Origin of the sequence: Cryobacterium sp. M23 (assembly GCF_002929655.1) — a bacterium.
Taxonomy (GTDB): domain Bacteria; phylum Actinomycetota; class Actinomycetes; order Actinomycetales; family Microbacteriaceae; genus Cryobacterium; species Cryobacterium sandaracinum.
Genome location: NZ_PJJV01000071.1, coordinates 1 through 23,922, shown reverse-complemented (window position 1 = coordinate 23,922; position 23,922 = coordinate 1). Strand labels below are relative to the sequence as shown.

The window sequence follows — 23,922 nt, the reverse complement described above, 5'->3', positions numbered from 1 at the left end:
CACGCCGGTGCTGCGCCGTTACGCGCGTGGCGGATGCCGCTCGGGCGTTTCTAAGTGGGGAGGGGAGTTCTCGGAGCCGGGAGTGACAGGATCGAACCACAACGAAAGGCAGGGCGGTACCCATGACGGATTTGCAGATCGGCTACGCGGCGATGCTGGAGCAGTTCGCGCCCGCGGAGGCGGTGGCCCTGTCGGCCTACGCCGAGGAACACGGGTTCACCGGGGTGATGGCGGCCGACCACTTCCAACCGTGGGTGCCCGCCCAGGGTGAGTCCTCGTTCGTCTGGAGCGTGCTCGCGGCGATCGGTGAGCGCACGAAGGGGGACCTCGGGCCCGGCGTCACCGCGCCCACCTTCCGGTGGCACCCGGCGATGGTGGCGCAGGCCTCCGCGACGCTCGCCTCGATGTACCCCGGCCGGCACTGGCTCGGCCTCGGCTCCGGCGAAGCTCTGAACGAGCACATCATCGGCCAATATTGGCCGGAAGCCCCCGAGCGCATCAACCGCATGTTCGAGGCCATTGACATCATCTCCAAGCTGTTCACCGCCTCCATCGCAGGCAAGGACGTCAAGCACTCCGGCCAGTTCTACAAGCTCGAGTCGACCCGGCTCTGGACCATGCCCGAGGTGGCCCCGGAGATTCTCGTCGCCACCGCCGGCCCGGTCACGGCCAAGCGCGCCGGGCGTCACGCCGACGGCCTGATCACGGTCGGAGCCCCGCTGGAAAAGATCTCGATGCTGTTCGGCAAGTTCGACGACGGCGCCCGGGATGGCGGCAAGGACCCGGCCGCTATGCCCAAGGTGCTGCAGCTGCACATGAGCTGGGCCGAAACCGACGAGGAGGCCATGCGGAACGCCCTGGTCGAGTGGCCGAACGGCGGGATGAAGTTCCCGAAGGGGGATATCCGTTCACCGTTCGAATTCGAGCAGATCGCCAAACTCGTTCGCCCCGAGGACTTTGAGGGCCGCATGATCATCTCAGCCGACCCCGACGACCACCGGGCCTACATCCAGAAGTTCGTCGACCTCGGCTTCGACCGCATCTACCTGCACAACGTGGGCCGCAACCAGCGCCAGTGGATCGACGTTTTCGGCGCATCCGTGCTGCCGAAGCTCGTGCGCTAGTGGTGCCAGAACCAACCGGCCTGCACGTTTTCGTGCTGGAGGGCATCGGTGAGGTCGAGGCCGGCGCAGACCTCGCTGCGCTCATCGCCGACGCGGCAGGCAGCCGCCTGCGCGACGGCGACATTCTCGCGGTGACAAGCAAGATCGTGTCCAAGGCCGAGGGCCGCCAGGTGCGGGCGGCCGATCGGGAGCAGGCGATCACCGACGAGACGGTGCGGGTCGTCGCGACCCGCACCTTTCCCGGCGGGATGACGCGGATCGTCGAGAACCGCCAGGGCCTGGTGATGGCGGCGGCCGGCGTCGACGCGAGCAACACCCCCGACGGGTTCGTGCTGCTCCTTCCCGTCGATCCGGATGCCTCCGCGCGCGCCCTCTGCACAGCCCTCCACGAACGCACCAGCCTGCGGCTCGGCGTGCTGATCACCGACACCGTCGGGCGCCCGTGGCGTGAGGGCCAGACCGACATCGCGATCGGCGCCGCCGGAGTCACGGTTCTCGACGACCTGCGCGGCACGACCGATGCGTCCGGCCGGCGCCTCGACGTGACCGTCGCCGCGGTCGCCGATGAGATCGCCGGCGCGGCCGATTTGGTGAAGGGCAAGACCAGCGGCAACCCGGTCGCGGTCGTGCGCGGGCTCGGTCGCCTCGTGGGCGAGCTCGACGAAGCGGATGCGCGCGGAGCGACCCGGCTGCTGCGGCCGAGCGAGAACGACATGTTCCGGCTGGGGAGCGCCGAGGCGCACGCCGAGGGTTTCTCGGAAGGGTACGCGGCGGGGCTGGCCGCTGCCGCCGTCGACGCGGCATCCGTCGTTTCCGTCACCGAATGAGCTGGGTGGCGATCGTGCCCGTCAAGGGCAACCCCGGGGCGAAGAGCCGGCTGGGCGAGCGGCCCGATCGGGCCGGGCTGGCGGATGCCTTCGCTCTCGACACGGTCGCGGCTCTGCTGGCGGCGCATGGTGTCGACCGGGTGCTGGTCGTCACGGGCGACGGTGAACTTTCGGGTCGGCTGGCCGAGCTCGGGGTCGACATCGTGCGCGAGGCCCCGGTGCGCGAATCGATCCTGCCCGCAGACCCGTTGAACGCGGCAATCCGGCAGGGACTGATGGTTGCCCGCGGGGCATTTCCGGAGGCGAACCTGGCCGTGCTGACCGGCGATCTGCCGGCGCTGACGCCCGCGGATGTCGAGCGCACTCTGCACCTCGCCGCCGCGCACGATCGCAGTTTGGTGCCCGACGCGGCCGGAACCGGCACCACGACTCTGCTCGCGCTCGCCGGAGTCCCGATCGAGCCTCGGTTCGGGGTTGGGTCTCGGGCCGCCCATGAGGCCGCCGGCCATGTGCCGCTCGTGCTGGCGGCATCCGTTTCGATCCGTCACGACGTCGATACCGCCGCCGACCTTGCGGTGGCGCAGCGTCTCGGCGTCGGGCCGCACACCCTCCTGGTCGTCAAGGCCCCGGGGTCGGACGCCGCGCGCTGATCGGCGCGTCGCTACAGTCGGAGATTTTTCGCAAAACGCCGGGTGAGCGCCGTGAACGGCGTGTCGCAAAAATCTCCGAGGTTACGTGCACGCCCGTTGCGGCAGGGAGTCGAAACTGTTGCCGCTATGGATGGAGCTGCCGCGGCTGTGCTACTGCCGCTCAGACGACGGAGAGGGTGCCGCGAGCGAGGGCGAGCGCATCCGCCGCGAGCCGCATGGTTGTCGCGGCATCCCGCATCCAGAGCGGCACGGCGACCGAATGGATGCCGGCCGCCGCCAGCGCAGGCAGCGCGCCGGCATCCGTCTCGTCCACCAGCCACCCGTCGAGCACGCCGCCCGCGGCGCGGGAGCCGTAGTGCAGGCCCACGGCCTCGGCCGTAGTCTCGACGCCGATGGTGTGCAGGCAGGCGTCGGCCATGCCGCGCACGGCCGCGCCCGCGATGATCGGCGAGACGCCGACCACCGCGGCGGCGCTGGAACAAAGGGCGTCCCGGATGCCCGGTACGGCGAGGATCGTGCCGACCGAAACGACCGGGTTCGACGGCGGCAGGATCACCAGGTCGGCCGTCATGATGGCGTCGACGACGCCCGGCGCGGGCACTGCGGACTCAAGTCCGACCTGCACGAACTCGGTCGCCGGAACGCCGGCGCGGTAGCGCACCCACCACTCCTCGAAGTGGATCAGCTCGCCGGCCCGGTGCTCATCGGCATCCATAGCCAGTCGGGCATGTGTCTCGACGGGGATGTCGCTCATCGGCAGCAGGCGCGCCCCGGGCTGCCAGCGGCGGCAGAGGAACTCGGTGGCCTCGCTCAGCGTGGAGCCGTTCCGGAGCAGGTCGCTGCGCACGATGTGGGTGGCCAGATCCAGGTCGCCGAGCGTGAACCAGGACCAGCCGCGCCCGTAGGCTGCGATCTCAGCGGAGGCGCGGCGGGACTCCTCGGGCCGCCCCCAGCCCTGCTCCTCGTTGATGCCTCCGCCGAGGGTGTACATCACGGTGTCGAGGTCCGGGCAGATGCGCAGCCCGTCCAGCCACATGTCATCGCCCGTGTTCACGATCACCGTCACCGTCGCCTCCGGCTCGGTTTCCGCCAGGTGCTTCAGCAGCCCGCGGGTGAACCGGGCGCCGCCGATGCCGCCGGCCAGAACGGTGATGGTCGTCATCTGTGCGCTCTTCCATGCTGGGTGACTTCGGGTTCACGGGGAGGCGGGAAGGCCGGAATCGGCGTGGATGGAGCGAACACGATCACCGGATGCCCGCCGCGCGGATGTGGGATCACGTCGCAGTCCACGCCGTAGACCTCCGCGATGGTCGCCGGCCGCAGCACCGCCTCGGGGGTGCCGGCCGCGACCAGTCGCCCGTGGTGCAGCAGCAGGATCTGGTCGCAGAACGCGGCGGCCAGATTCAGATCGTGCAGGGCCATGATCGCGGTCAGGCCCGTACCGGCCGGGCCCGCGCAGAGCCCGCGCACCTGCCCGAGCAGCCCGAGCTGGGCGCTCACATCGAGGTGGTTGTTCGGCTCGTCCAGCAGCAGCAGACTCGGCCGCTGCGCCAACGCTCGGGCGATCTGCGCGCGCTGCTGCTCGCCGCCGCTGAGCGTATGCCACGCCCGGTCGGCGAGGTCGCTGCCGCCGACCACGGCCAGCGATTCCTCGGCCACCCGGTGGTCGTCGTCGCCGCCGAAGCTGCCGAGCACCCGGCTGCGGTGCGGGATCCGGCCGAGGAGCACGACCTCGCGCACCGTGAGGTCGACGCTGGGCGCGGCGTTCTGTTCGAGCAGCGCCACCCGCCGGGCGGTCTCGCGCCGCGACAGACCGGACCCTCTGCCGGATCGCGCTCCGTCGAGTTCGACGCCGCCGGCATCCGGTGTCTCCAGCCCTGCGATCAGGCGCAACAGGGTGGACTTGCCGGCCCCGTTGGGTCCGAGCAGGCCGGTCACTGCGCCCGTGGGCACGACCGCCGACACATCGGTCAGAATCGGGGTGCCGTCGACCTGGAACGACACCCGGTCGAGGATCACGACCATGTGGCGGCCTTTCTGCTCTTGATCAGCACGATGAAGACGGGCACGCCGATCAGCGCGGTGATGATGCCCACGGGCAGCTCGCGCGGGTCGAACACCGTGCGGGCGACCGTGTCGGCCACGATCAGGAACAGGGCGCCGAGCACCACGGTCAGCGGCAGCAGGCGGCGGTGGCCGGGCCCGCTCAGGCCGCGCACCAGGTGCGGCAGGATCAGGCCGACGAAGCCGATGGCCCCGCTCACGGCCACCATGGCGCCGGTCAGTAGCGCCACCGCGCCGAGCAGCATCCACCGAGTGCCGTTGACGTTGATGCCGAGGGATGCCGCGGCGGTATCCCCGAAGGTGAACGCGTCCAGACGGGTGGCCGAGAGCACGATCCCGGCCCCGACCACCACGAGGGCGGTGCCCGAGATGACGACGCTCGACCACGAGCTGCCGGCCAGCGAGCCCAGCAGCCAGTTGAGGATCTCCCGGTAGGAGTCGCCCTTGGCTGCCCAGAAGATGATGAAGGACGTACCGGCCGCACCCAGTTGCGCGATGGCCAGGCCCGAGAGCACCGCGCGCCCGGGCGTGATCGTGTTGCCGACCCGCGCGATGCTCAGCGTGGCGACGAGGGCTGCCAGCGCGCCGAGGAACGCCGCGGCCGGCAGCGCCACCGCGACGCCGAGAACGATCACACAGACCGCGCCGAGAGAGGCCCCGCTCGACAGCCCGAGCAGGTAGGGGTCCGCCAGCGGGTTGCGGGTCACCGACTGCATCACCGCGCCGCAGAGCGCGAGCCCCGCGCCGACAGCGGCCGCGGTCAGCACGCGCGGCAGGCGCAGCTGCCACACGATCGAGTCGGTCAGCGGGGCTACCCCGGCGGCGCCCGGCAGGCCGAGGTGCCCGGCGAGGCTCGCGGCGACATCCGTCAGGCTCACGTCGGCCGGACCGATGGTCACGGCCAGCCCCGCCGTGAGCACGAGGGCCAGGACCGACAGGGCGAGCCAGCCCAGGTAGCGCGCGCGCCCGGCCACGCGACGGCTCTGGGCCGCCGTGCGTTCCGGCTGCTGCAGCTCCACCCGATCCACCTGCCTCGCCTGTTCCGTCGTGTCTGTCCCGTTGGTGCTGTCCTGTCGTGTCCTGCGTCGTGCGTCGTGCTCTGGCGCCGGTCGCTAGCCGGCCGTCGTCGACTCGAGCGCGTCGAGCTGTTCGATAGTTGACGCGGCGGCTTCGACGTTGCGGATGCCGGCCTCGGTGGCCGAGAACGGCAGCACGATGTAGCGCTGGTTCTTCACGGCGTCGAGTTGCTGCGTGGCCGGGTTCGTCTCGAGGTTCGCGATCTTCGACTCCGCGGTGTTCCAGGTGGCGTCGACGAGCACGATCACGCTCGGGTTCGCCTCGATGACCGACTCCCAGCCCACCGAGGTCCAGGTGTCCTGCACGTCGGCGAACACGTTATTCAGGCCCGCGGCCGCCATGATCATGTTGGGCGAGCCGATGCCGGCGCCCACGTAGGGAGTGTCGGTGCCGCTGGAATACCAGAGCGCGGTGGTCTCCGCGGCGGCGGGGTCAAGGGCCGCGAGGGTCTTCTGCTGATCGGCGACCAGGTCGGCCGCGGCCTCTTCGGCGCCGAAGATCGCGCCGGCCTCGGTGATCTCGGCGAACACGGAGTCGAAAGTGAGCGGGTCAGGCATGTAGCCCTCGCCCTTGCAGGCGGAGGGGGAAACGTAGCTGCCGATGCCGAGGTCGGCGAGGCTCTGGCGTTCGCCCACGCCCTCGGCCGAGAAGTTGGACTCCCAGCCGCCGTAGACGAAGTCGGGCGTGAGTCCGAGCACGGCCTCCTGGCCGGGCACGAAGTCGCTGACCACGAACAGGCCTGCGCCGGCCTTCTCGAGGGATGCCGGCAGCGGGCCATCGAGGAACGCCGAGCCCACGATGCGATCGGAGAGGTCCAATGCGAGCAGCAGCTCGGTCGTCGACGACTTGATCGTCACGATCCGTTCGGGCGCGGACTCCACGGTCACGTCGGTGCCGCAGTTGTCGATCGTCATCGGGTAGCCCCCACCCGTGCCGGCGCTCGCGCCCGGCGCGGCACTGGGCGCGGCACTGGGCGCGGCGACGGGACTCGCCGCAGCGCATCCGCTCGACAGCAGGGCAGCCGCCGCAACGACCACCAGCAGGGGACCACGGAACGAACGTAATTGGGACATGTTACCGATCCGGTTCAGGGCCGCGAGAGCTGGTAAATCGTCGGTATGAGCACGCCATGGCGACGATTCACCCGCTCTGGCGAGCACAGGGAGAACTGCGGGGCAGGAAAGGTGCGACCGAGCACGTGTCGGCGACCTGCCGCCCAAGTCGGGGCCGGCTCAACCGGTCAGAGCCAACCGGCGGTCTTCGTTCAGCCTAGGCCAGAACTTCGGCGCGGCCCATCCCGGGCGAGCGGGGCGATGGGGGACGGATGTCCGGCGCGCCCGGGACACGATGCGGCCAGTCGCCGGGCCGGGGAGAGTCAGTTTCGTCCTCTGCTTAGTTGAAGACCATTCCGCCGTCGACCAGAATCGACTGTCCGGTGATGTAGCCGGAGTCGGGGCCAGCCAGGAACGAAACGACCCCCGCGACCTCGGACGCTTCGGACAGGCGGGCGAGGGCGATGCCGTTCGTGAACTGATCCCAGCCCCACTCTTCCGACTGGCCCGCGTCGGCTGCCACCTTTTTCGCGAGCTCCTCCATGAGGGGCGTCTTCACGATGCCGGGGGCGAAGGTGTTGACCGTGATGCCGAATTGAGCCAGGTCCTTGGCGGCTGTCTGGGACAAGCCACGAATGGCGAACTTGGTGGCCGAGTACAACGCGATGCCGGGGTTCCCGACGTGACCGGCTTGGGACGCAGCGCTGATGATCTTTCCACCGTGGCCGAGATCTTTGAACGCCTTGGTGGCTGCCTGAATGCCCCACACCACGCCGTTGAAGTTGATGGAGAATATCTTTGCGATGCTTTCCTGGGTGATGTCATCGATTGGAGACGTGGGGGCGATGCCGGCGTTGTTGACGATGACGTCGAAGCCCCCGAGCTCCGTGACGGCCTGCTCGACCGCGGCGAACACGCTGTCTCGGTCGGAGACATCGACGTGCAGTGCCAGTGCTCCGCCCTCCTTGCCTGCCAGGGATTCGGCAACCGCGCCTGCGGTCGCACGGTTCAGGTCGGCGATGGCGACCTTGAAGCCGTCAGCGTGGAGTCGCTCAGCAATGGCCTGACCAATTCCCTGTCCACCACCGGTAACGAGTGCGACTTTTCCGTTTTCTGTGCGTGTCATGGTATTGATTCCAATCTCGATTATTCACAACCTGCCGGCGAGTCGATGACGTCATGTCAAAGCAGGACAGGAGTTTTACTGATCCGATACGCACGGCGCCAGCAGCGCGGCGCGCACCGAGAATTTCCGGCGTCGTCGCGGTGGATGAGTGGCCCCGAGGGTGAACCTCTCGGGGTGAATCTGAGACGTCCCCGTTTTCTGTATCGATGTTGCCTAAGAACTCCAGCAGCTGACGAGGCATTACCCCCATTGTAGGCGCGATCGAGTGATATTCGGTCGGCCAGTGACCCTGTGCCCGACCGCGACGATAACGGTTTGCATGAACCCTTGCCACCGGCAGATTCGCTCGACAGGATGATATACGCGTCAATCACACAGAAAAACAGCACCAAATGTTTGCGTCGAAGACTAATAAGCCCGGACGCTGTCGTTCGGCTTGACGTTGTTCCGTCACTGGCGAATGTGGAGACAAGATGACTGTAGTTCGGGCCGCAATCACCCAGACCGAGTGGACGGGCGACCAGGAGTCGATGATCCAGAAGCACGAGGGATTCGTACGCACCGCCGCCGAAGCGGGAGTGCAGGTGATCTGCTTCCAGGAGCTGTTCCACGGCCCCTACTTCGGCATTGTGCAGGACTCCACGTACTACGACTACGCGCAGAGCGTGCCGGGACCGCTCGTGGAGCGGTTCCAGAAGCTCGCCGCCGAGCACACGATGGTGATCGTGCTCCCCGTCTACGAGGAGGAGCAGCCCGGCGTGCTCTACAACACGGCCGCCGTGATCGACGCCGACGGCACCTACCTCGGCAAGTACCGCAAGCACCACATCCCCCACCTGCCCCAGTTCTGGGAGAAGTTCTACTTCCGCCCCGGAAACGTCGACTACCCCGTCTTCGACACCATGGTCGGCAAGATCGGCGTCTACATCTGCTACGACCGGCACTTCCCGGAGGGCTGGCGCGTGCTCGGCCTGAACGGCGCCGAGATTGTCTTCAACCCCTCGGCCACCAAGCCCGGCCTCTCGAACCGGCTCTGGGAGCTCGAGCAGCCGGCCGCCGCCGTCGCCAACCAGTACTACATCGGCGCCAACAACCGCATCGGCACCGAGACCGAGGAGTTCGGCGCCGACGCCGTCACCTTCTACGGCAGCTCCTACTTCGTCGACCCGCGCGGCAACTACGTCGGCGAGGTGGCCTCCACCGACACCGAGGAGGTCGTCATCCGCGACCTCGACCTGGGCGTCATCCGAGAGGTGCGCAACTCGTGGCAGTTCTACCGGGACCGCCGTCCCGACTCCTACGGCCCGATCGCCCGGCCGTAGCCAGGGGCGCATCGTGACGACCCTGATCCAGAACGGCACCGTGGTCAGCGCGACCGGCCGTGTGCAGGCGGATGTCCTCATCGACGGCGAGATCATCGTCGCCGTGCTGGCACCTGGCTCGGCCCTCCTCGGGAACGACCTCGCCGCATCCGTCGACCGTGTGATCGACGCCACCGGCAAGTACGTGATCCCCGGCGGCGTCGACGCGCACACGCATATGCAGTTGCCGTTCGGCGGCACCGCGGCCAGCGACACCTTCGAGACCGGCACCCGGGCCGCGGCCTGGGGCGGCACCACCACCATCGTCGACTTCGCGGTGCAGAGCTACGGCCAGCGGGTCTTCGACGGTTTGGCGGCCTGGCACGAGAAGGCGGCCGGAAACTGCGCCATCGACTACGGGTTCCACCAGATCATCGGCGACCTCAACGAGGACTCGCTGCAGGCGATGGACGGGCTGCTGGACGAGGGCATCTCCAGCTTCAAACTGTTCATGGCCTACCCCGGCGTCTTCTACTCGGATGACGCGCAGGTGCTGCGCGCCATGCAGAAGTCCGCCGAGACCGGGCTGATGACCATGATGCACGCCGAGAACGGCCCGGCCATCGACGTGCTCGTCACGCAGCTGCTCGCAGAGGGCAAGACCGACCCCTACTACCACGGTGTCGCGCGCGCCTGGCAGCTGGAGGAGGAGGCCACGCACCGCGCGATCATGCTCGCGAACCTCACCGGGGCGCCGCTCTACGTGGTGCACGTGAGCGCCAAGCAGGCCGTGGAGCAGATCGCCGCCGCCCGGGACCACGGCCAGAACGTGTTCGGTGAGACCTGCCCGCAATACCTCTACCTGTCGCTCGAGGAGAATCTCGGGGCACCGGGGTTCGAGGGCGCGAAGTGGGTCTGCTCCACGCCGCTGCGCTCGAAGGCCGAGGGCCACCAGGACCACCTGTGGCAGAGCCTGCGCACCAACGACATCCAGATGGTCTCCACCGACCATTGCCCGTTCTGCATGAAGGGGCAGAAAGAGCTGGGCCTCGGCGACTTCTCGAAGATCCCGAACGGCATCGGCTCGGTCGAGCACCGCCTGGACCTGCTCTACCAGGGCGTCGTCAACGGCCGCATCTCGCTCGAACGCTGGGTGGAGATCACCGCGACCACCCCGGCACGGATGTTCGGGCTGTACGGCAAAAAGGGGGTCATCCAGCCGGGCGCCGACGGCGACATCGTGATCTACGACCCGAACGGCCACACCTCGATCGGCCTGCCCGTCAACGGGAATGGCAAGATCCACCACATGAACATGGACCACTCCGCCTGGGAAGGCTACGAGATCGACGGTCACGTCGACACCGTTCTGTCCCGCGGCAAGGTCATCATCGACGACAGCTCCTATCTCGGCTCCAAGGGTGACGGCCGGTTCGTCAAGCGCGGCCTGAGCCAGTACCTGATCTAGACGGGACCCCAGATGGACTTCGGAGCAGTGCTGCAGACCAACCCCCCATCCGCCCGCACCGTGCAATTGGCCAAACTTGCCGAGGCGCACGGCTTCAGCCACGTCTGGACGTTCGACTCGCATCTGCTCTGGCAGGAGCCCTACGTCATCTACAGCCGCATCCTCGCGGAGACGGACAGGATCATCGTCGGACCCATGGTCACCAACCCGGGCACCCGCGACTGGACGGTCACGGCCTCCACCTACGCGACGCTGAACGAGATGTACGGCAACCGCACCATCTGCGGCATCGGCCGCGGGGATTCGGCGGTGCGGGTCATCAACGGAACCCCCACCACCCTGAAGACGCTGCGCGAGTCGGTGCACGTGATCCGGGAACTCGCGAACTCCCGGTCGGTCGAATACAACGGCGCGACCCTGCAGTTCCCGTGGAGCCGCGGCTCCACCCTTGACGTGTGGGTGGCGGCCTACGGGCCCCTCGCGCTCAAGCTCGCGGGCGAGGTCGGCGACGGTTTCATCCTGCAGATGGCCGACCTCGACGTGGCCGAGTGGATGATCAAGACCGTGCGGGAGGCCGCGGCGAAATCCGGCCGCGACCCGATGGCGGTCAAGTTCTGCGTGGCCGCGCCCATGTACATCGGCGACAATTGGGGCCACATGCGCAACCAGTGCCGCTGGTTCGGCGGCATGGTCGGCAATCACGTGGCCGACATCGTCGCCAAGTACGGCACCGAATCTCATGTGCCGAAGGCCCTCACCGACTACATCATTGGCCGGCAGGATTACGACTACAACGAGCACGGCCGTGCCGGAAACGCGCACGCCGAGTTCGTGCCCGACGAGATCGTCGACCGGTTCTGTCTGCTCGGCACCGCGAAGGACCACATCGAAAAGCTCGAGGCCCTGCGCGCCATCGGCGTCGACCAGTTCGCTGGCTACCTGCAGCACGACAACAAGGAAGAGACGATGCGCGTCTACGGGGAGACCGTGATCCCGGCGATGACCGAGCCCATCGTGGCAAAGAAATGACCCGATCCAGGTGAATGGTGCAGACTTCAAGCCGATCGAGGTCACACTGAAGGTGGGCGATCCACGGCCTCACCATCTCAACGCAGAGAGAAAGAACCCGATATCTGTGAATGACATCACTTCCCCAAGCGCCACGGCCAGCCGCAACGAGCTCGCCTACGACCTTGACCGGGCGCACGTCTTCCACTCCTGGTCGGCCCAGGGTGCCCTCAAGCCGCTGGTGATCGCCGGCGGGCAGGGCTCCCGGGTCTGGGATTATGACGGGCGCAGCTATCTGGACTTCTCCAGCCAGCTCGTCAACGTGAACATCGGCCACCAGCATCCGGCCGTCACCGCGGCCATCATCGAGCAGGCCGGTCGGCTCGCCACGGTGGCGCCCTCCACGGCGACCCTGACCCGCGGCGAGGCCGCTCAGCGCATCGTCGAACGGGCGCCGGAGGGCTTCAACAAGGTCTTCTTCACCAACGGCGGGGCGGATGCGATCGAGAACGCGATCCGCATGGCGCGCCTGCACACGGGCCGCGACAAGGTGCTCTCCACCTACCGCTCGTACCACGGCAACACGGGCGCGGCCATCGTCGCGACCGGCGACTGGCGCCGCATCCCGAATGAGTTCGCCCGCGGGCACGTGCACTTCTTCGGCCCCTACCTCTACCGCAGCGAGTTCTGGGCGACCAGCCCCGAGCAGGAGTCGGAGCGGGCCCTGCGCCACCTCGAGCACGTGATCCAGAGTGAGGGACCCGCGGGCATCGCGGCCGTGCTGCTGGAATCCATCCCCGGCACCGCCGGCGTGCTCGTGCCGCCGCCCGGCTACCTCGCCGGCGTGCGGGCCCTCTGCGACCGGTACGGCATCATGCTGATCCTCGACGAGGTGATGGCCGGCTTCGGCCGCACCGGCAACTGGTTCGCGTTCGACGGCTTCGACGTGGTGCCGGACCTGATCACTTTCGCGAAGGGCGTCAACTCCGGTTATGTGCCCACCGGCGGTGTGATCATCTCCGACCCCATCGCCCACGACTTCGACACCACGGTCTATCCCGGCGGCCTCACCTACAGCGGACATCCGCTGGCGATGGCGTCGATCGTGGCGGCCCTGGACGCCATGAAGAACGAGGGCATCGTGGAGAACGCCGCCCGGATCGGGCGCGACGTGCTCGCCCCCGGGCTCGCCGAGCTGCAGGCTAAGCACTCGATCATCGGAGAGGTGCGCGGGGTCGGCGTGTTCTGGGCGATGGAACTCGTCTCCGACCGGGAGACCCGCCAGCCGCTCAGCGGCGCCGTGATGGGCCGGATCAAATCGGAGTTGCTGGCCCGCAACCTGCTGCCGTTCCTGGCCGAGAACCGCATCCACGTGGTGCCGCCCTGCGTCGTCACCGACGCCGAGGTCGCCGAGGCGCTCACTATCTATGACGAGGTCCTCAGCCTCGACCGGCTTGTCTGACGCCCCGCGCACCCTCACCCCGACTCGATGAAGAGAATGAAGAGAGACGAACGCCCATGACCGAACTGCCCCTCATCACCCACTGGGTCGACGGGGCTCCCCTCCGGGGAGCCTCGACCCGCACCGCGCCCGTCTTCAACCCCGCCCTCGGCGCCGTCGCGAAGAATGTAATCCTGGCCAGTGCCACCGACGTCGACACCGCCGTCGCCTCCGCCCACGCTGCCTATCCGCTCTGGCGCGACACATCCCAAGCCAAGCGCCAGGGCGTGATGTTCAACTTCCGCGAACTGCTGAACGCGCGCAAAGGCGAGCTGGCCGACATCCTCACCGCCGAACACGGCAAGGTGACCTCGGATGCGCTCGGCGAGATCGCACGCGGCCTCGAGGTCGTCGAGTTCGCGCTCGGCATGCCGCACCTGAGCAAGGGCGAGTACTCCGAGAACGTGTCCACGGGCGTCGACGTCTACACGCTGCGCCAGCCGCTCGGCGTGGTGGGTATCATCAGCCCGTTCAACTTCCCAGCCATGGTGCCCCTCTGGTTCTTCCCGATCGCCATCGCGGCCGGCAACACGGTCGTGCTCAAACCGAGCGAGAAAGACCCGTCCGCGTCGAACTGGATGGCTGCCCTGATGACCGAGGCCGGCCTGCCCGCCGGTGTGCTCAACGTCCTGCACGGCGACAAGGAAGCCGTCGACGCCCTGCTCGTGCACCCCGACGTGCAGGCGATCTCGTTCGTCGGCTCCACGCCGATCGCGCAGTACATCTACGAGACGGCCGCCCACCACGGCAAGCGCGTGCAGGCCCTCGGCGGCGCGAAGAACCACATGCTCGTGCTGCCAGACGCAGACCTGGACCTGGCCGCGGATGCCGCGGTCAACGCCGGCTTCGGCTCGGCCGGTGAGCGCTGCATGGCGATCAGCGTGGTGGTGGCCGTGGAACCGGTCGCTGACGACCTGGTCGCGAAGATCACCGCGCGGCTGAAGAGCCTCAAGGTGGGCGACGGCATGCGCGGATGCGACATGGGACCTCTGATCACGAAGGTACACCGTGACAAGGTGGCGTCCTACATCGACCTCGCCCAGACCGACGGAGCCGAGGTCGTCGTGGACGGCCGCGGCATCGAGGTGGACGGTGACGCGAGCGGATTCTGGCTCGGCCCGACCCTCTTCGACAAGGTCAGCACGGACTCGGACGTCTACCTCGACGAGATCTTCGGCCCGGTGCTCTCCATCGTGCGGGTCGCCAGCTACTCCGAGGGACTCGACCTGATCAACCGCAGCCGCTACGGCAACGGCACGGCCATCTTCACCAACGACGGCGGTGCGGCCAGGCGGTTCCAGAACGAGGTGCAGGTCGGTATGGTCGGCATCAACGTGCCGATCCCGGTGCCCGTGGCCTACCACTCGTTCGGCGGCTGGAAGGACTCCCTGTTCGGCGACGCCAAGGCCTACGGCCCGGCCGGGATCGCCTTCTACACCCGAGAGAAGGCCATCACGAGCCGGTGGCTGGACCCGAGCCACGGCGGTATCAACCTGGGCTTCCCACAGAACGCCTAGGGGATGAGGGCGTGCTTGGCCTGCACGCGGGCGGCCTCGGTGCGGAGCACCTCCAGAACGGTGCGCACGGCGAGGCGCTCGGCCCGATCGGGGCGCATCAGCGCCACGATTTGCCGCTCGGCGTCCACCCCGCGGAGCGGCTTGAGCACGAGGCGGCTCGGCTGGTCGCCGCCCCAGGTGTACCGGGGCACCAGAGCGATGCCGAGGCCTGCCACGACGAACGCTTCGATCACCCGCAGGTCGGCGAACTGCTGGGCGACGGTGATCTGGCTGCCTGCCTTCTGCTCGATCTGGTGCAGGATGCGCTCGAACGGGTAGCCGGTCGGCGCGCCGATCCAGGTCTCGCCGATCACGTCCGCCGGGGTGATCCACGACCGGGAGGCCAGCCGGTGGTCGGCCGGCAGCCCGACGTCGAGTGGCTCTGTCATCAGCGGGACCACCGTCAGTCCGCGCCCGCCCCAGGGGAGCTGGCCGCGCAGGCTGTAGGCGAGCACGATGTCGTACTCCGCCGTGAGCGCGGGGAAGTCGCTCAGTTCCGGGTCCTTGTCGGTGCAGTTGACGATGAGTCCGGGCACGGCGGCGATGCTTCTCACCGCTCCCGGCAGCAGCATCTCGCCCGCAGTCGGAAAGGTGACCAGGCTCACCTCGCCCGTGGCGTCGTTTCGGAACTCGTCCCAGACCGCCCGGGCGCGGGCGAGGGCGACCGCGACATCCGTCGCGCTGCGGGCCAGAGCGCGGCCGGCATCCGTCAGAATGAGGCCGCGACCGCTGCGCTCGGTGAGCGGCAGGCCGGCCTCGCGTTCGAGCACTTTCAGCTGCTGCGAGACAGCGGATGGCGTGCGGTGCGTGGCGCGGGCAACCTCAGTGATGCTGTGGCGTTCGGCCAGTTCGCGGAGAAGTTCGAGTCGTTGGACATCCATGTAGTAACGCTACACACTCCGTGCAGAACTATGCGATTGTGCTGCAAAGTTAAAGATGATGAACTATGAACGTCGAACTCGAGCAATGGTGCCTCCGTCTTCCCGACACTCAACCCCATTTCCCGAAAGGTACGACCGTGTTTGTTCTTCTCGCCGTTCTTGTTCTCATCGTCATCTCCTCCGTCGTTGCCGTCGTCGTCGACGTGCACAAGGACGGATTCCGCCGCGTTCCCGAGCGCAAGCTCGTTCGCATCTTCTAGAGCAACGCCTGCTTCAGGTTCACCGACCGGCCGATGGCCTAAACTTGGTCCTGTGACGGACACACGCCAGCAGCTCATCGCCCACATCTCGGCCGAGGCCGTTTTCCACGGGGATTTCACCCTGACCAGCGGCAAGAAGGCGACGTATTATGTCGACCTGCGCAAGGTCAGCCTCGACCACCGCGTCGCTCCACTGATCGGCCAGGTCATGCTCGACCTGATCGCGCACATTCCGGATGTCACCGCGGTCGGCGGCATGACCATGGGCGCCGACCCGGTGGCGGCGGCCATCCTGCACCAGGGCGTGGCACGCGGAGCCGCGTACGACGCCTTCGTCGTGCGCAAGGAGCCCAAGGACCACGGCCGGGGCAAGCAGGTCGAAGGACCTGATCTCGCCGGCAAGCGCGTCGTCGTGCTCGAAGACACGTCCACCACGGGCGGTTCGCCCCTGGCGGCGATCGACGCGCTCCTCAAGGTCGGTGCGATCATCGCCGGCGTCGCCGTCGTGGTCGACCGAAACACCGGCGCGCGCGAAGTGATCGAAGCCGCGGGCTACCCCTATTACGCCGCGATCGGTCTTGAGGACCTGGGGCTGAACTAGTGCCCACAGACGAGGTGCCCGGCGAGGACGGAATGAAGTGGCTGGCATCTCAGCTCGGTGACGGCGCGCGCCCGGCCCTGCCGGACGAATATTCGCCCCGCCAGTCGCCGCGGTGGCCGAGAACCTCCCGCATTGTTCCACCGGCACCCGCCGAGCCGACGACCCATACCGGCGTCTTCCTCTGGGGGCTCAAGCCGACCTCCCAGCCTGACCCTCGGCTCGCCAAGGGTGCCGCGGCTCGGGCCGCCGCTGCTGCGGCTGGCGCTGCTGGTCCCGCTCCGGCGCCTCCTGCCGCTCCTGTGCCTTCGCCGGGAGCGACGCCATCGGCTGGAGCGACGCCTTCGGCTGGAGCGACGCCTTCGGCTGCGGGGCCAGCGAATGTGACAGGATCCGTGCCGATCACGACCGCGGCCCTGTTCGTCCTGACGCCCGCAAACCCGGCGCGTGCTGTTTCTGCAGTCGGTGCCGCTGCTTCCGGGGCTGCTTCGTCTGCTGAGTCGGCTGCCGTCGCGGCGGCTACGGCGGCTGCGGCCGCGTCCTCGTCTGCGGCCGCGTTTTCCGAGCTCCAGCCGGCCGCGTTCGCGCCCTCGGCCGCTGTCAGGTCGGCGGCTTCGTCCGCCGCGCTCACGGATGACTCGGCTTCGGAACTGACGTCGGCCGAAACAGGCTCGGTCTCATCTTCGGGGCCCGCCCCGTGGGCGCCCGACGCGTTGGCACCGGCACCTCTGGCACCCGTCGAGGCTCCCGCGCCCCTGCCGATGCCCGGCGGGAACGGGCTGGACGAGTCTGACCGGAGCGGCAGCATCCGTTCGGAGAAAGCCGATCTCGCACCGGCGCCGTGGTGGACCACCTTCACGCAGTCGCCGCTCGAGCTGACCGCCGAGGAGGTTGCGGCCGCCGATCTGCTGGCCGGGCGCACGCCGCCTGCTCCCGACCCCGAGCCGGTCGCGCTGCCGGCTCCGGTCTCCGCCCGCGGCCGTCTGCGCGCACGACTGGCCGCGTCACTGTCGGCTCCGGCCCCTCTCGCGGGCCAGGCCCGCGACGCCGCCGGGATCGCTGGAGCCGAGGCCCGAGTTGCGGCGGGAGCCGCGGCCGTTGTTGCCGCCTCAGGTGCCCCGTTAGCCGCGGCAGCCATCCCGGCGCCGGAGGCAGCCGTCCCCGAACCGGATGCCCGTGCAGGCACACGGCTGGCCGAGACGGCGGCGCAGGCCTCGGCCGCGGCCCGCGCCGCGCCCACCGCCGCCCCGACTCCACCTTCACTGGCCGCAACGCCGGCCCACCTGTCCGCCGCGCCCGCGTCCGCGTCCGCCGCCCCCGCGTCCGCCGTCACTGCTTCCCCCGAACCTGCACCAGCCGGGGCTGGGGCCGGTACCCACGCCGGTGCGAATGCTGCTGCTGACACCACTCCGCGGCCCGCGTCGGGCACGACCAGTATGTTCGGTGCGGTATCCCCGCGCCCCGCGTCGGGTTCGAACTCCTCGTCGGGCGTGGCCACTCCGGTCGCAGCGAACGGCCGGCGTTCCGCAGTGGACGCGGCGCCGTCCGATGCCGGTGCCGGTGCCGATGCCGCGCGGCCGGCCTCGGCCGGTCGCCCGCCCGGAGGCAGCCGCCCCGGCAGGCCCCGGCTTCTGATCTGGAGCGTCGGCGGCCTGGTGGTCGTGCTCGCGCTGGCGGCACTGTTCTTCCTCGGGCAGAGCCTGGTCGGCGGCGACGCTGCCCCCGTTGCGGTGGCCACGTCCAGCGCTACACCTGCCCCGAGCGCCACCCCGAGTGTGGCGCCGTCGGCGCCGCCCGAGGCCACCGGCCCCCAGCCGGTTGGCGTGCACCAGTGGGACACCCTGTTCGGCGGCGAATGCCTGCAGCCGTACGTGACACCCTGGGAAGAGGAGTTCACGGTCGCCGACTGTGCCACCCCGCATGCGGCTCAGCTCGTTTACCGCGGAGTGTTCGCCGGGGATGCCGCCACAGCCTTCCCTGGCGAGGCCGAGCTGGCCGGGCAGATCAACCTGCTCTGCAGCGCGACCGGCGTCATCGACCTGGCCGCGGCCTCGGCCTACGGCGACGTGCAGGTGCAGGGTAGTTACCCGATCACCGAGGAACAGTGGTCCGATGGCGGCCGCTCCTACTACTGCTTCGTGAGCCGGGCCTCCGGCGAGCCGATGAACGCGAGCATCGCGGGCCCCGGACCGGTACCCGCCGCATAAGCGTTCCGGAGCATTCGTCATCGACGTCTGCCCCCTGGCTGTCCGGCTGCCTTGCCGCTTGGCTGTCTGGCTGTCTTGTAGCGCAGCGGAACCCCAGCCGTGCAACCGGGATCCGCCGTCGCCCCCCATGCCCGATGTTCGAACGAATTCGACGGAGATTTTGCCGAAAATGGTCAGTTCTGGGTCGGAAACGGGGTTGTGGCGCAAAATCTCCGTCGAATTCGTCAGGGCCTGGCGGGAGGGGGAGCGGGAGCGGGAGCAGGGAGCGGGAGCGGGAGGGGGAGCAGGGGGAGCGGCGGGAGCGAGAGCGGGAGCAGGGGGAGCGGCGGAAGGGGGGAGGAGCGGGAGCAGGAGCGGCGGGCGCGGCTGTAGGGGTGCTGGAGCGACGGATGCGGCAGAGCGCGGCTGCGACGGGAGCGGCGGAACCTAGATCGCGTCGGACTCCACGGGCTCCTTGGAGACCAGCTCGTGCACGCCGGAGAGGATCTCGTCCGGGCGGAACGGGTAGCGGTGCACCTCAGCGTCGTCACTGATGCCGGTCATCACGAGAATGGTGTGCAGCCCGGCCTCGATCCCGGCGATGATGTCGGTGTCCATCCGATCACCGATCATGGCCGTGTTCTCCGAGTGCGCGCCGATCTTGTTCATCGCCGAGCGGAACATCATCGGGTTCGGCTTGCCCACCACATAGGGCTCCATGCCGGTGGCCTTGGTGATCAGGGCCGAGATCGCACCTGTGGCGGGCAGGGGGCCGTCCGCACTGGGGCCGGTCGCATCCGGGTTCGTCGAAATGAAGCGGGCACCGTTCAAGAGCAGACGGATGGCCTTGGTGATGGCCTCGAACGAGTAGTTGCGGGTTTCGCCGACCACCACGTAGTCCGGGTTCGTCTCGGTCATGATGAAACCCGCCTCGTGCAGGGCGGTCGTGAGCCCGACCTCGCCGATCACGAAGGCGGTGCCGCCGGGCGCCTGGGATCGGAGGAAGTCGGCCGTCGCCAGCGCGGAGGTCCAGATGCGGTCTTCGGGCACGTTCAGGCCCGAGGCGCGCAGGCGGGCACTGAGGTCCCGGGGGGTGAAGATCGAGTTGTTCGTGAGCACCAGGAACGGCGTGCCGGCGTCGCTCCACTGCTGCAGCAGCTGCGCCGCGCCCGGCAACGGGCTGTTTTCATGCACGAGCACGCCGTCCATATCGGTGAGCCAGCATTCGATGTCTTCGCGGCGTGTCATTGGGTGCTCCCTTGGTTCGGGAATAAGCCTAGCGGCGCGAGGTTTCCGGACGGTTACGAGGTGAGCCAGATCGATCGGGCCGCCGCAGACGACAGCCGACGGATGCCGCCGCCCGGCAGCCGCACCACGCCGGGTTCGAGAACGGTGAGCCGGGTTCCCGGGCCGACCCGGTGCACGGCAAGGTCGCGCAGGATGTCCGGGTCGCGGTCGCTGATGCGCACGACCTCCCCGACGTGGCCGGGTGCGGCCTCAGCCAGCAGGATGGCGTCCGGCCGGGTCAGGCTGCCGTCTTCGGCCGGGATCGGGTCCCCGTGCGGGTCGGCCGACGGATGCCCGAGCCGATCGTCGATCGCCGCCAGCAGCCGGTCCGAGATCGAGTGCTCGAGCACCTCCGCCTCGTCGTGCACCTCGTGCCAGTCGTAGCCCATCTCCCGCACGAGCCAGGTCTCGATCAACCGGTGCCGGCGCACCACCGCGGTCGCCCGCAGGAAACCGGTCCGGCTCAGGGTGATCGGCCCGTAGGGGACGTGCTCGATCAGGCCGCCGACGGCGAGCTTCTTCACCATCTCGGTGACCGACGACGGCGCCACCCCCAGCCGCGCGGCCAGCACCGAAGGCGTGATCGGGTTCGGCTGCCATTCGGTGTGCGCGTAGATGGTCTTGAGGTAGTCCTCGGCCGCGGGTGTGGGGTGTTTCATCACGCCCCTGTGAACACGAGCACGAGCAGCACCACGTTCAGGGCCACCAGGAGCAGGGCGCAGACGGCGCCGGCGACCGTCGTGTACCAGCGGTTAACATGCTCGCCGAGCACCCCGCGCTGCATGGTGAGCCAGACCAGGGGGATCAGCGCGAACGGGATGCCGAACGACAGGACGACCTGGCTGAGCAGTAGGGCCTCGGTCGGGTCGAAACCCACGCTTAGGATCAGCAGCGCGGGAATGAGGGTGACCACGCGACGCGCCAGCAACGGCACGCGCACGTGCAACAGGCCGTGCATGATCTCCGCTCCCGCGTACGCTCCGACCGAGGTGGACGCCAGCCCGGAGGCGAGCAGCCCGACCGCGAACACCGTCGCGATCACGGGCCCGAGGGTTGCCTCGAGGGCGGCGTGGGCGCCCTCGAGCGTGTCGGTCCCGGCGACGCCCTGCAGAGCGGATGCCGCGAGCAGCAGGATCGACAGGTTCACCGTGCCGGCGATGGCCATCGCGATGGTGACGTCCCATTTGGTGGCCCAGAGCAGGCGTCGCGTTGCTGCGCCGTCCGCCACGACGGGGAATCGGTCCCGGGTGAGCGCGGAGTGGGCGTAGATGGCGTGCGGCATGATCGTCGCGCCGAGGATGGACGCGGCCAGGAGCACCGAATTCGCGCCCTCGAACCGCGGCACGAGGCCGGCGACGACGCTGCCGGCATCCGGTGGAGCGAAGAACACCCCGGCCGCGAAGCCCACGGTGATGATGAGCAGCAGCGCCACGATGACGCGTTCGAAGGTGCGCGGGCCGCGCCGGGTCTGCACCGTGAGCACGATCATCGAGATGACCCCGGTGATCACGCCGCCGGCGAGCAGGGGGAGGCCGAAGAGCAGGTTCAGGGCGACCGCGCCGCCGATGATCTCGGCCAGGTCGGTGGCCATGGCCACCAGTTCCGCCTGCACCCAGTAGAGGCGGCGGGTGAGCGGGCGCCGAATACGTACCCCGAGAATTTCCGGCAGGCTCGTGCCGGTTACGATGCCGAGCTTGGCCGAGAGGTACTGGATCAGCCAGGCCATCACGTTGCCGGCCACGACCACCCAGACCAGCAGGTAGCCGTAGCGAGCACCGGCCGTCATATTGCTGGCGACGTTGCCGGGGTCGAGGTAGGCCACGCCCGCGACGAGGGCAGGGCCGAGCAACCAGAGCAGGTGAGAGGATGCCACGGTGGCGATCTCAGGGACCGGTCCCCTCGCATCCGTGCGCATGTTGTTTTTAGCCACACCGATAGGATAGGGCGGATTTAGGCACACCGAAAGATCAGTGCCTGTGTGGGCGGCCCGGCACACCAACGTTTCGGCGCGGTCGTACGTTTTAGTAGCTAAGCAGAGGGAGGAAACGGGTTCACGGTCGGTGGGGCCGAGGCCTACGTGCGGCGGGCCATCTTCAGCGGCTACCTCGACGAGGGCCGGAAACGCACCCCTATGGAGCCGGATCGCCCACCGGGCCGCGCTGTCCGCAGCGCTCGCCGGGGGAGTACCAGATCTCGGCGGCGATCGACCTGTTCACGGATGCCGGCGCCAGCCTGGTCACCGGCCCGCCGGCCGGTCTGACGCTGCGCTGACCCTGTGCCGAGACGCGGCCGCCTCTGAACCGGGCGGTTACTCCTCGCGCAGGTCCTCGGGAATCGTGGCGACGGGGACCGGGGCCTTGCCGCGGGTGCGCTTCTTCTCGCGGCCGGCCTTGTAGAGCTCGGACAGGATCGGCACGCCCGAGAGCAGCACGATGCCGATGATGAAGAATTCGGAGTACGTCGCCACGAACTCGATCTGGCCGAGCAGGTAGCCCATCAGGGTGCTTCCGACACCCCAGGCGAAGGCGCCGATCAGGTTGAAGGACACGAAGGTGCGGTAGTGCATCCGTCCCACACCGGCGGCGAGAGGAACGAAGGCGCGGAACACGGGCAGGAAGCGGGCGATGATGATGGCCTTGCCGCCGTGCTTGGCGAAGAACGCGTTGGTGCGTTCCACGTTCTTCGGGTTGAACAGGCGGTTCTGCTCGCGGGTGAAGACGGCGGGGCCGGACTTGCGGCCGATTAAATAGGCGACCTGGTCACCGGCGAACGCGGCGATGAAGATGACGAGGCAGGTCACCCAGATCGGGAAGGGCACATCCCCGGTGGCGGTGAGCAGGCCCACGGTGAAGAGCAGCGAGTCGCCGGGCAGGAACGACAAGACGATGAAAGCCGTCTCGACGAACACGATGGTGGCCACGCCGAGGAGCACGAACGAACCGAACCAGCCGATCAGCCACTCCGAGTCGAGAAAGTCGATACCGAAGAGCGTGGGATGCATGGTGATGGTTCCTTCCGGGCGGGGTGCGAGCCGGCGAAACGCGAACCCTGCACGCCAGAATACCCGACGGCATGCCCGGCACGCCCGGCGGTGCCCGGCGGGATACGGTGGATCGGTGCAAGAACCGCAGAACCCCACGCCCGAACTGTCCACCCACGGCGTCGGACCCTGGGCCGGAGAGTGGCCCGAGGAGTCGTTCTACGACCGCGAGCTGCTCGAGCGCGGCGACACGCGCAACGTGATCGACCGCTACCGCTACTGGAGTATGGCGGCGATCGTCGCCGACCTCGACGAGAAGCGGCATCCGTTTCATGTCGCCATCGAGAACTGGCAGCACGACATGAACATCGGCTCGATCGTGCGCAGCGCCAACGCGTTCGCCGCCGACACGGTGCACATCATCGGGCGCAAGCGGTGGAACAAGCGCGGGGCCATGGTCACCGACCGGTACCAGCACGTGCTGCACCACCCGGATGTCGCGTGCTTCGTCGAGTGGGCCGCCGCCGAGACCTTGCCGATCATCGCCATCGACAACGTGCCCGGCAGCGTGATCATCGAAACCTTCCGCTTCCCCGAGCGCTGCGTGCTCCTGTTCGGGCAGGAGGGTCCCGGCCTCTCTCCCGAAGCGATCGAGGCAGCGGATGCCGTCGTCGAGATCAGCCAGTTCGGCTCCACCCGCTCGCTCAACGCGTCGGCCGCCGCGGCTGTCACCATGCACAACTGGGTGTTGCAGCACCGGTTCTGAGCGGTTGTTTCACCACCCCCGATCCCTCCACAATCAGGGTCTGATCGGGTTATCCACAGGGTGCGTGTAGGTGGGCGGATGCCGCGGGCAATGTCGGTGGGTGCCCGTAGCGTGTGTGTCATGAAGCCTTCATTTATTGAAGAGCAAGAGGCTCTCGGGGAGCATTTCGAGGCGATCGCGGAGGCCGAACTGGCCTGCACGATTCGGGTG

Annotated in this window: 22 protein-coding genes; 12 read left to right on the top strand and 10 right to left on the bottom strand. The window is 68.5% G+C overall.

The genetic code is table 11. The features are described 5' to 3' along the window. Positions 1–122: 122 nt before the first annotated feature. From CXY82_RS09260 to cofC, 3 genes are read left to right on the top strand one after another with little or no spacing between them, the layout of a single operon-like run. On the top strand, positions 123–1,124 hold the full coding sequence (locus CXY82_RS09260) for a TIGR03557 family F420-dependent LLM class oxidoreductase (RefSeq protein WP_104170675.1): 1,002 nt from the start codon (positions 123–125) through the stop codon (positions 1,122–1,124). Positions 1,125–1,126: 2 nt separating this feature from the next. Continuing rightward, complete coding sequence (cofE, locus tag CXY82_RS09255; protein ID WP_199180925.1) at positions 1,127–1,951, top strand: coenzyme F420-0:L-glutamate ligase; 825 nt, start codon at positions 1,127–1,129, stop codon at positions 1,949–1,951. Beyond that, a complete protein-coding gene (cofC, locus tag CXY82_RS09250) occupies positions 1,948–2,601 on the top strand; it encodes a 2-phospho-L-lactate guanylyltransferase (protein WP_104170674.1) in 654 nt (217 codons plus the stop codon). The genes cofE and cofC overlap by 4 nt, the downstream gene beginning before the upstream one ends. Before the next feature lie 160 nt (positions 2,602–2,761). Here the strand turns inward: cofC and cofD are convergent, their stop codons facing one another. The 5 genes from cofD to CXY82_RS09225 all read right to left on the bottom strand — a co-directional run bounded on the left by cofD (position 2,762) and on the right by CXY82_RS09225 (position 7,920). Then, on the bottom strand, positions 2,762–3,763 hold the full coding sequence (gene cofD / locus CXY82_RS09245; RefSeq protein WP_104170673.1) for a 2-phospho-L-lactate transferase: 1,002 nt from the start codon (positions 3,761–3,763) through the stop codon (positions 2,762–2,764). Then, on the bottom strand, positions 3,760–4,626 hold the full coding sequence (locus CXY82_RS09240; protein ID WP_104170672.1) for an ABC transporter ATP-binding protein: 867 nt from the start codon (positions 4,624–4,626) through the stop codon (positions 3,760–3,762). Before CXY82_RS09240 ends, cofD begins: the two co-directional genes overlap by 4 nt. Then, entirely contained in the window at positions 4,617–5,639 is a 1,023-nt protein-coding gene (locus tag CXY82_RS09235; protein ID WP_104170729.1) for a putative F420-0 ABC transporter permease subunit, read from the bottom strand. The genes CXY82_RS09240 and CXY82_RS09235 overlap by 10 nt, the downstream gene beginning before the upstream one ends. 138 nt (positions 5,640–5,777) lie before the next feature. Beyond that, positions 5,778–6,815, bottom strand: a complete 1,038-nt coding sequence (locus tag CXY82_RS09230; RefSeq protein WP_104170671.1) for a putative F420-0 ABC transporter substrate-binding protein — start codon at positions 6,813–6,815, stop codon at positions 5,778–5,780. A gap of 319 nt (positions 6,816–7,134) precedes the next feature. Beyond that, complete coding sequence (locus CXY82_RS09225) at positions 7,135–7,920, bottom strand: (S)-acetoin forming diacetyl reductase (protein WP_104170670.1); 786 nt, start codon at positions 7,918–7,920, stop codon at positions 7,135–7,137. A 473-nt stretch (positions 7,921–8,393) separates the two neighbouring features. On the opposite strand from CXY82_RS09225, the gene CXY82_RS09220 reads away from it, so the two are divergent. The 5 genes from CXY82_RS09220 to CXY82_RS09200 all read left to right on the top strand — a co-directional run bounded on the left by CXY82_RS09220 (position 8,394) and on the right by CXY82_RS09200 (position 14,715). After that, positions 8,394–9,242 (top strand): nitrilase-related carbon-nitrogen hydrolase, encoded by an 849-nt coding sequence (locus CXY82_RS09220; RefSeq protein ID WP_104170669.1) that lies wholly within the window; start codon positions 8,394–8,396, stop codon positions 9,240–9,242. Between the two features lie 10 nt (positions 9,243–9,252). Next, positions 9,253–10,689 carry a dihydropyrimidinase gene (hydA, locus tag CXY82_RS09215; RefSeq protein WP_104170728.1) on the top strand — a complete coding sequence of 479 codons (1,437 nt, stop codon included), beginning with the start codon at positions 9,253–9,255 and terminating at the stop codon, positions 10,687–10,689. 12 nt (positions 10,690–10,701) lie between these two features. Further along, on the top strand, positions 10,702–11,718 hold the full coding sequence (locus CXY82_RS09210; protein ID WP_104170668.1) for a TIGR03842 family LLM class F420-dependent oxidoreductase: 1,017 nt from the start codon (positions 10,702–10,704) through the stop codon (positions 11,716–11,718). A 106-nt stretch (positions 11,719–11,824) separates the two neighbouring features. Beyond that, positions 11,825–13,159 (top strand): aspartate aminotransferase family protein, encoded by a 1,335-nt coding sequence (locus tag CXY82_RS09205; protein ID WP_233199276.1) that lies wholly within the window; start codon positions 11,825–11,827, stop codon positions 13,157–13,159. 56 nt (positions 13,160–13,215) lie between these two features. After that, positions 13,216–14,715, top strand: coding sequence for a CoA-acylating methylmalonate-semialdehyde dehydrogenase (locus CXY82_RS09200; RefSeq protein ID WP_104170667.1), 1,500 nt, complete (start codon positions 13,216–13,218; stop codon positions 14,713–14,715). Here CXY82_RS09200 and CXY82_RS09195 read toward each other — a convergent pair. Then, positions 14,712–15,635 (bottom strand): LysR family transcriptional regulator, encoded by a 924-nt coding sequence (locus CXY82_RS09195; protein WP_104170666.1) that lies wholly within the window; start codon positions 15,633–15,635, stop codon positions 14,712–14,714. The genes CXY82_RS09200 and CXY82_RS09195 overlap by 4 nt on opposite strands. Before the next feature lie 137 nt (positions 15,636–15,772). Between CXY82_RS09195 and CXY82_RS18295 the strand changes: the two genes are divergently transcribed. The 3 genes from CXY82_RS18295 to CXY82_RS17290 all read left to right on the top strand — a co-directional run bounded on the left by CXY82_RS18295 (position 15,773) and on the right by CXY82_RS17290 (position 18,700). Further along, entirely contained in the window at positions 15,773–15,895 is a 123-nt protein-coding gene (locus CXY82_RS18295; protein WP_255408580.1) for a hypothetical protein, read from the top strand. Between the two features lie 52 nt (positions 15,896–15,947). After that, positions 15,948–16,496 (top strand): orotate phosphoribosyltransferase, encoded by a 549-nt coding sequence (gene pyrE / locus CXY82_RS09185; RefSeq protein ID WP_104170664.1) that lies wholly within the window; start codon positions 15,948–15,950, stop codon positions 16,494–16,496. A gap of 392 nt (positions 16,497–16,888) precedes the next feature. Continuing rightward, positions 16,889–18,700: a hypothetical protein gene (locus CXY82_RS17290; RefSeq protein WP_158252158.1), complete on the top strand. Its 1,812-nt coding sequence runs from the start codon at positions 16,889–16,891 to the stop codon at positions 18,698–18,700. A 426-nt stretch (positions 18,701–19,126) separates the two neighbouring features. Here the strand turns inward: CXY82_RS17290 and CXY82_RS09170 are convergent, their stop codons facing one another. The 4 genes from CXY82_RS09170 to CXY82_RS09155 all read right to left on the bottom strand — a co-directional run bounded on the left by CXY82_RS09170 (position 19,127) and on the right by CXY82_RS09155 (position 22,967). Continuing rightward, entirely contained in the window at positions 19,127–19,927 is an 801-nt protein-coding gene (locus CXY82_RS09170) for an HAD-IIA family hydrolase (protein WP_104170661.1), read from the bottom strand. A gap of 53 nt (positions 19,928–19,980) precedes the next feature. Further along, positions 19,981–20,625, bottom strand: coding sequence for a metal-dependent transcriptional regulator (locus CXY82_RS09165; RefSeq protein ID WP_104170726.1), 645 nt, complete (start codon positions 20,623–20,625; stop codon positions 19,981–19,983). Beyond that, a complete protein-coding gene (locus CXY82_RS09160; protein WP_104170660.1) occupies positions 20,625–21,881 on the bottom strand; it encodes an Nramp family divalent metal transporter in 1,257 nt (418 codons plus the stop codon). Before CXY82_RS09160 ends, CXY82_RS09165 begins: the two co-directional genes overlap by 1 nt. Positions 21,882–22,274: 393 nt before the next feature. Beyond that, positions 22,275–22,967: a DedA family protein gene (locus CXY82_RS09155; protein WP_104170659.1), complete on the bottom strand. Its 693-nt coding sequence runs from the start codon at positions 22,965–22,967 to the stop codon at positions 22,275–22,277. A 115-nt stretch (positions 22,968–23,082) separates the two neighbouring features. On the opposite strand from CXY82_RS09155, the gene CXY82_RS09150 reads away from it, so the two are divergent. Beyond that, positions 23,083–23,712: an RNA methyltransferase gene (locus CXY82_RS09150; protein ID WP_104170658.1), complete on the top strand. Its 630-nt coding sequence runs from the start codon at positions 23,083–23,085 to the stop codon at positions 23,710–23,712. Positions 23,713–23,922: the final 210 nt, after the last annotated feature.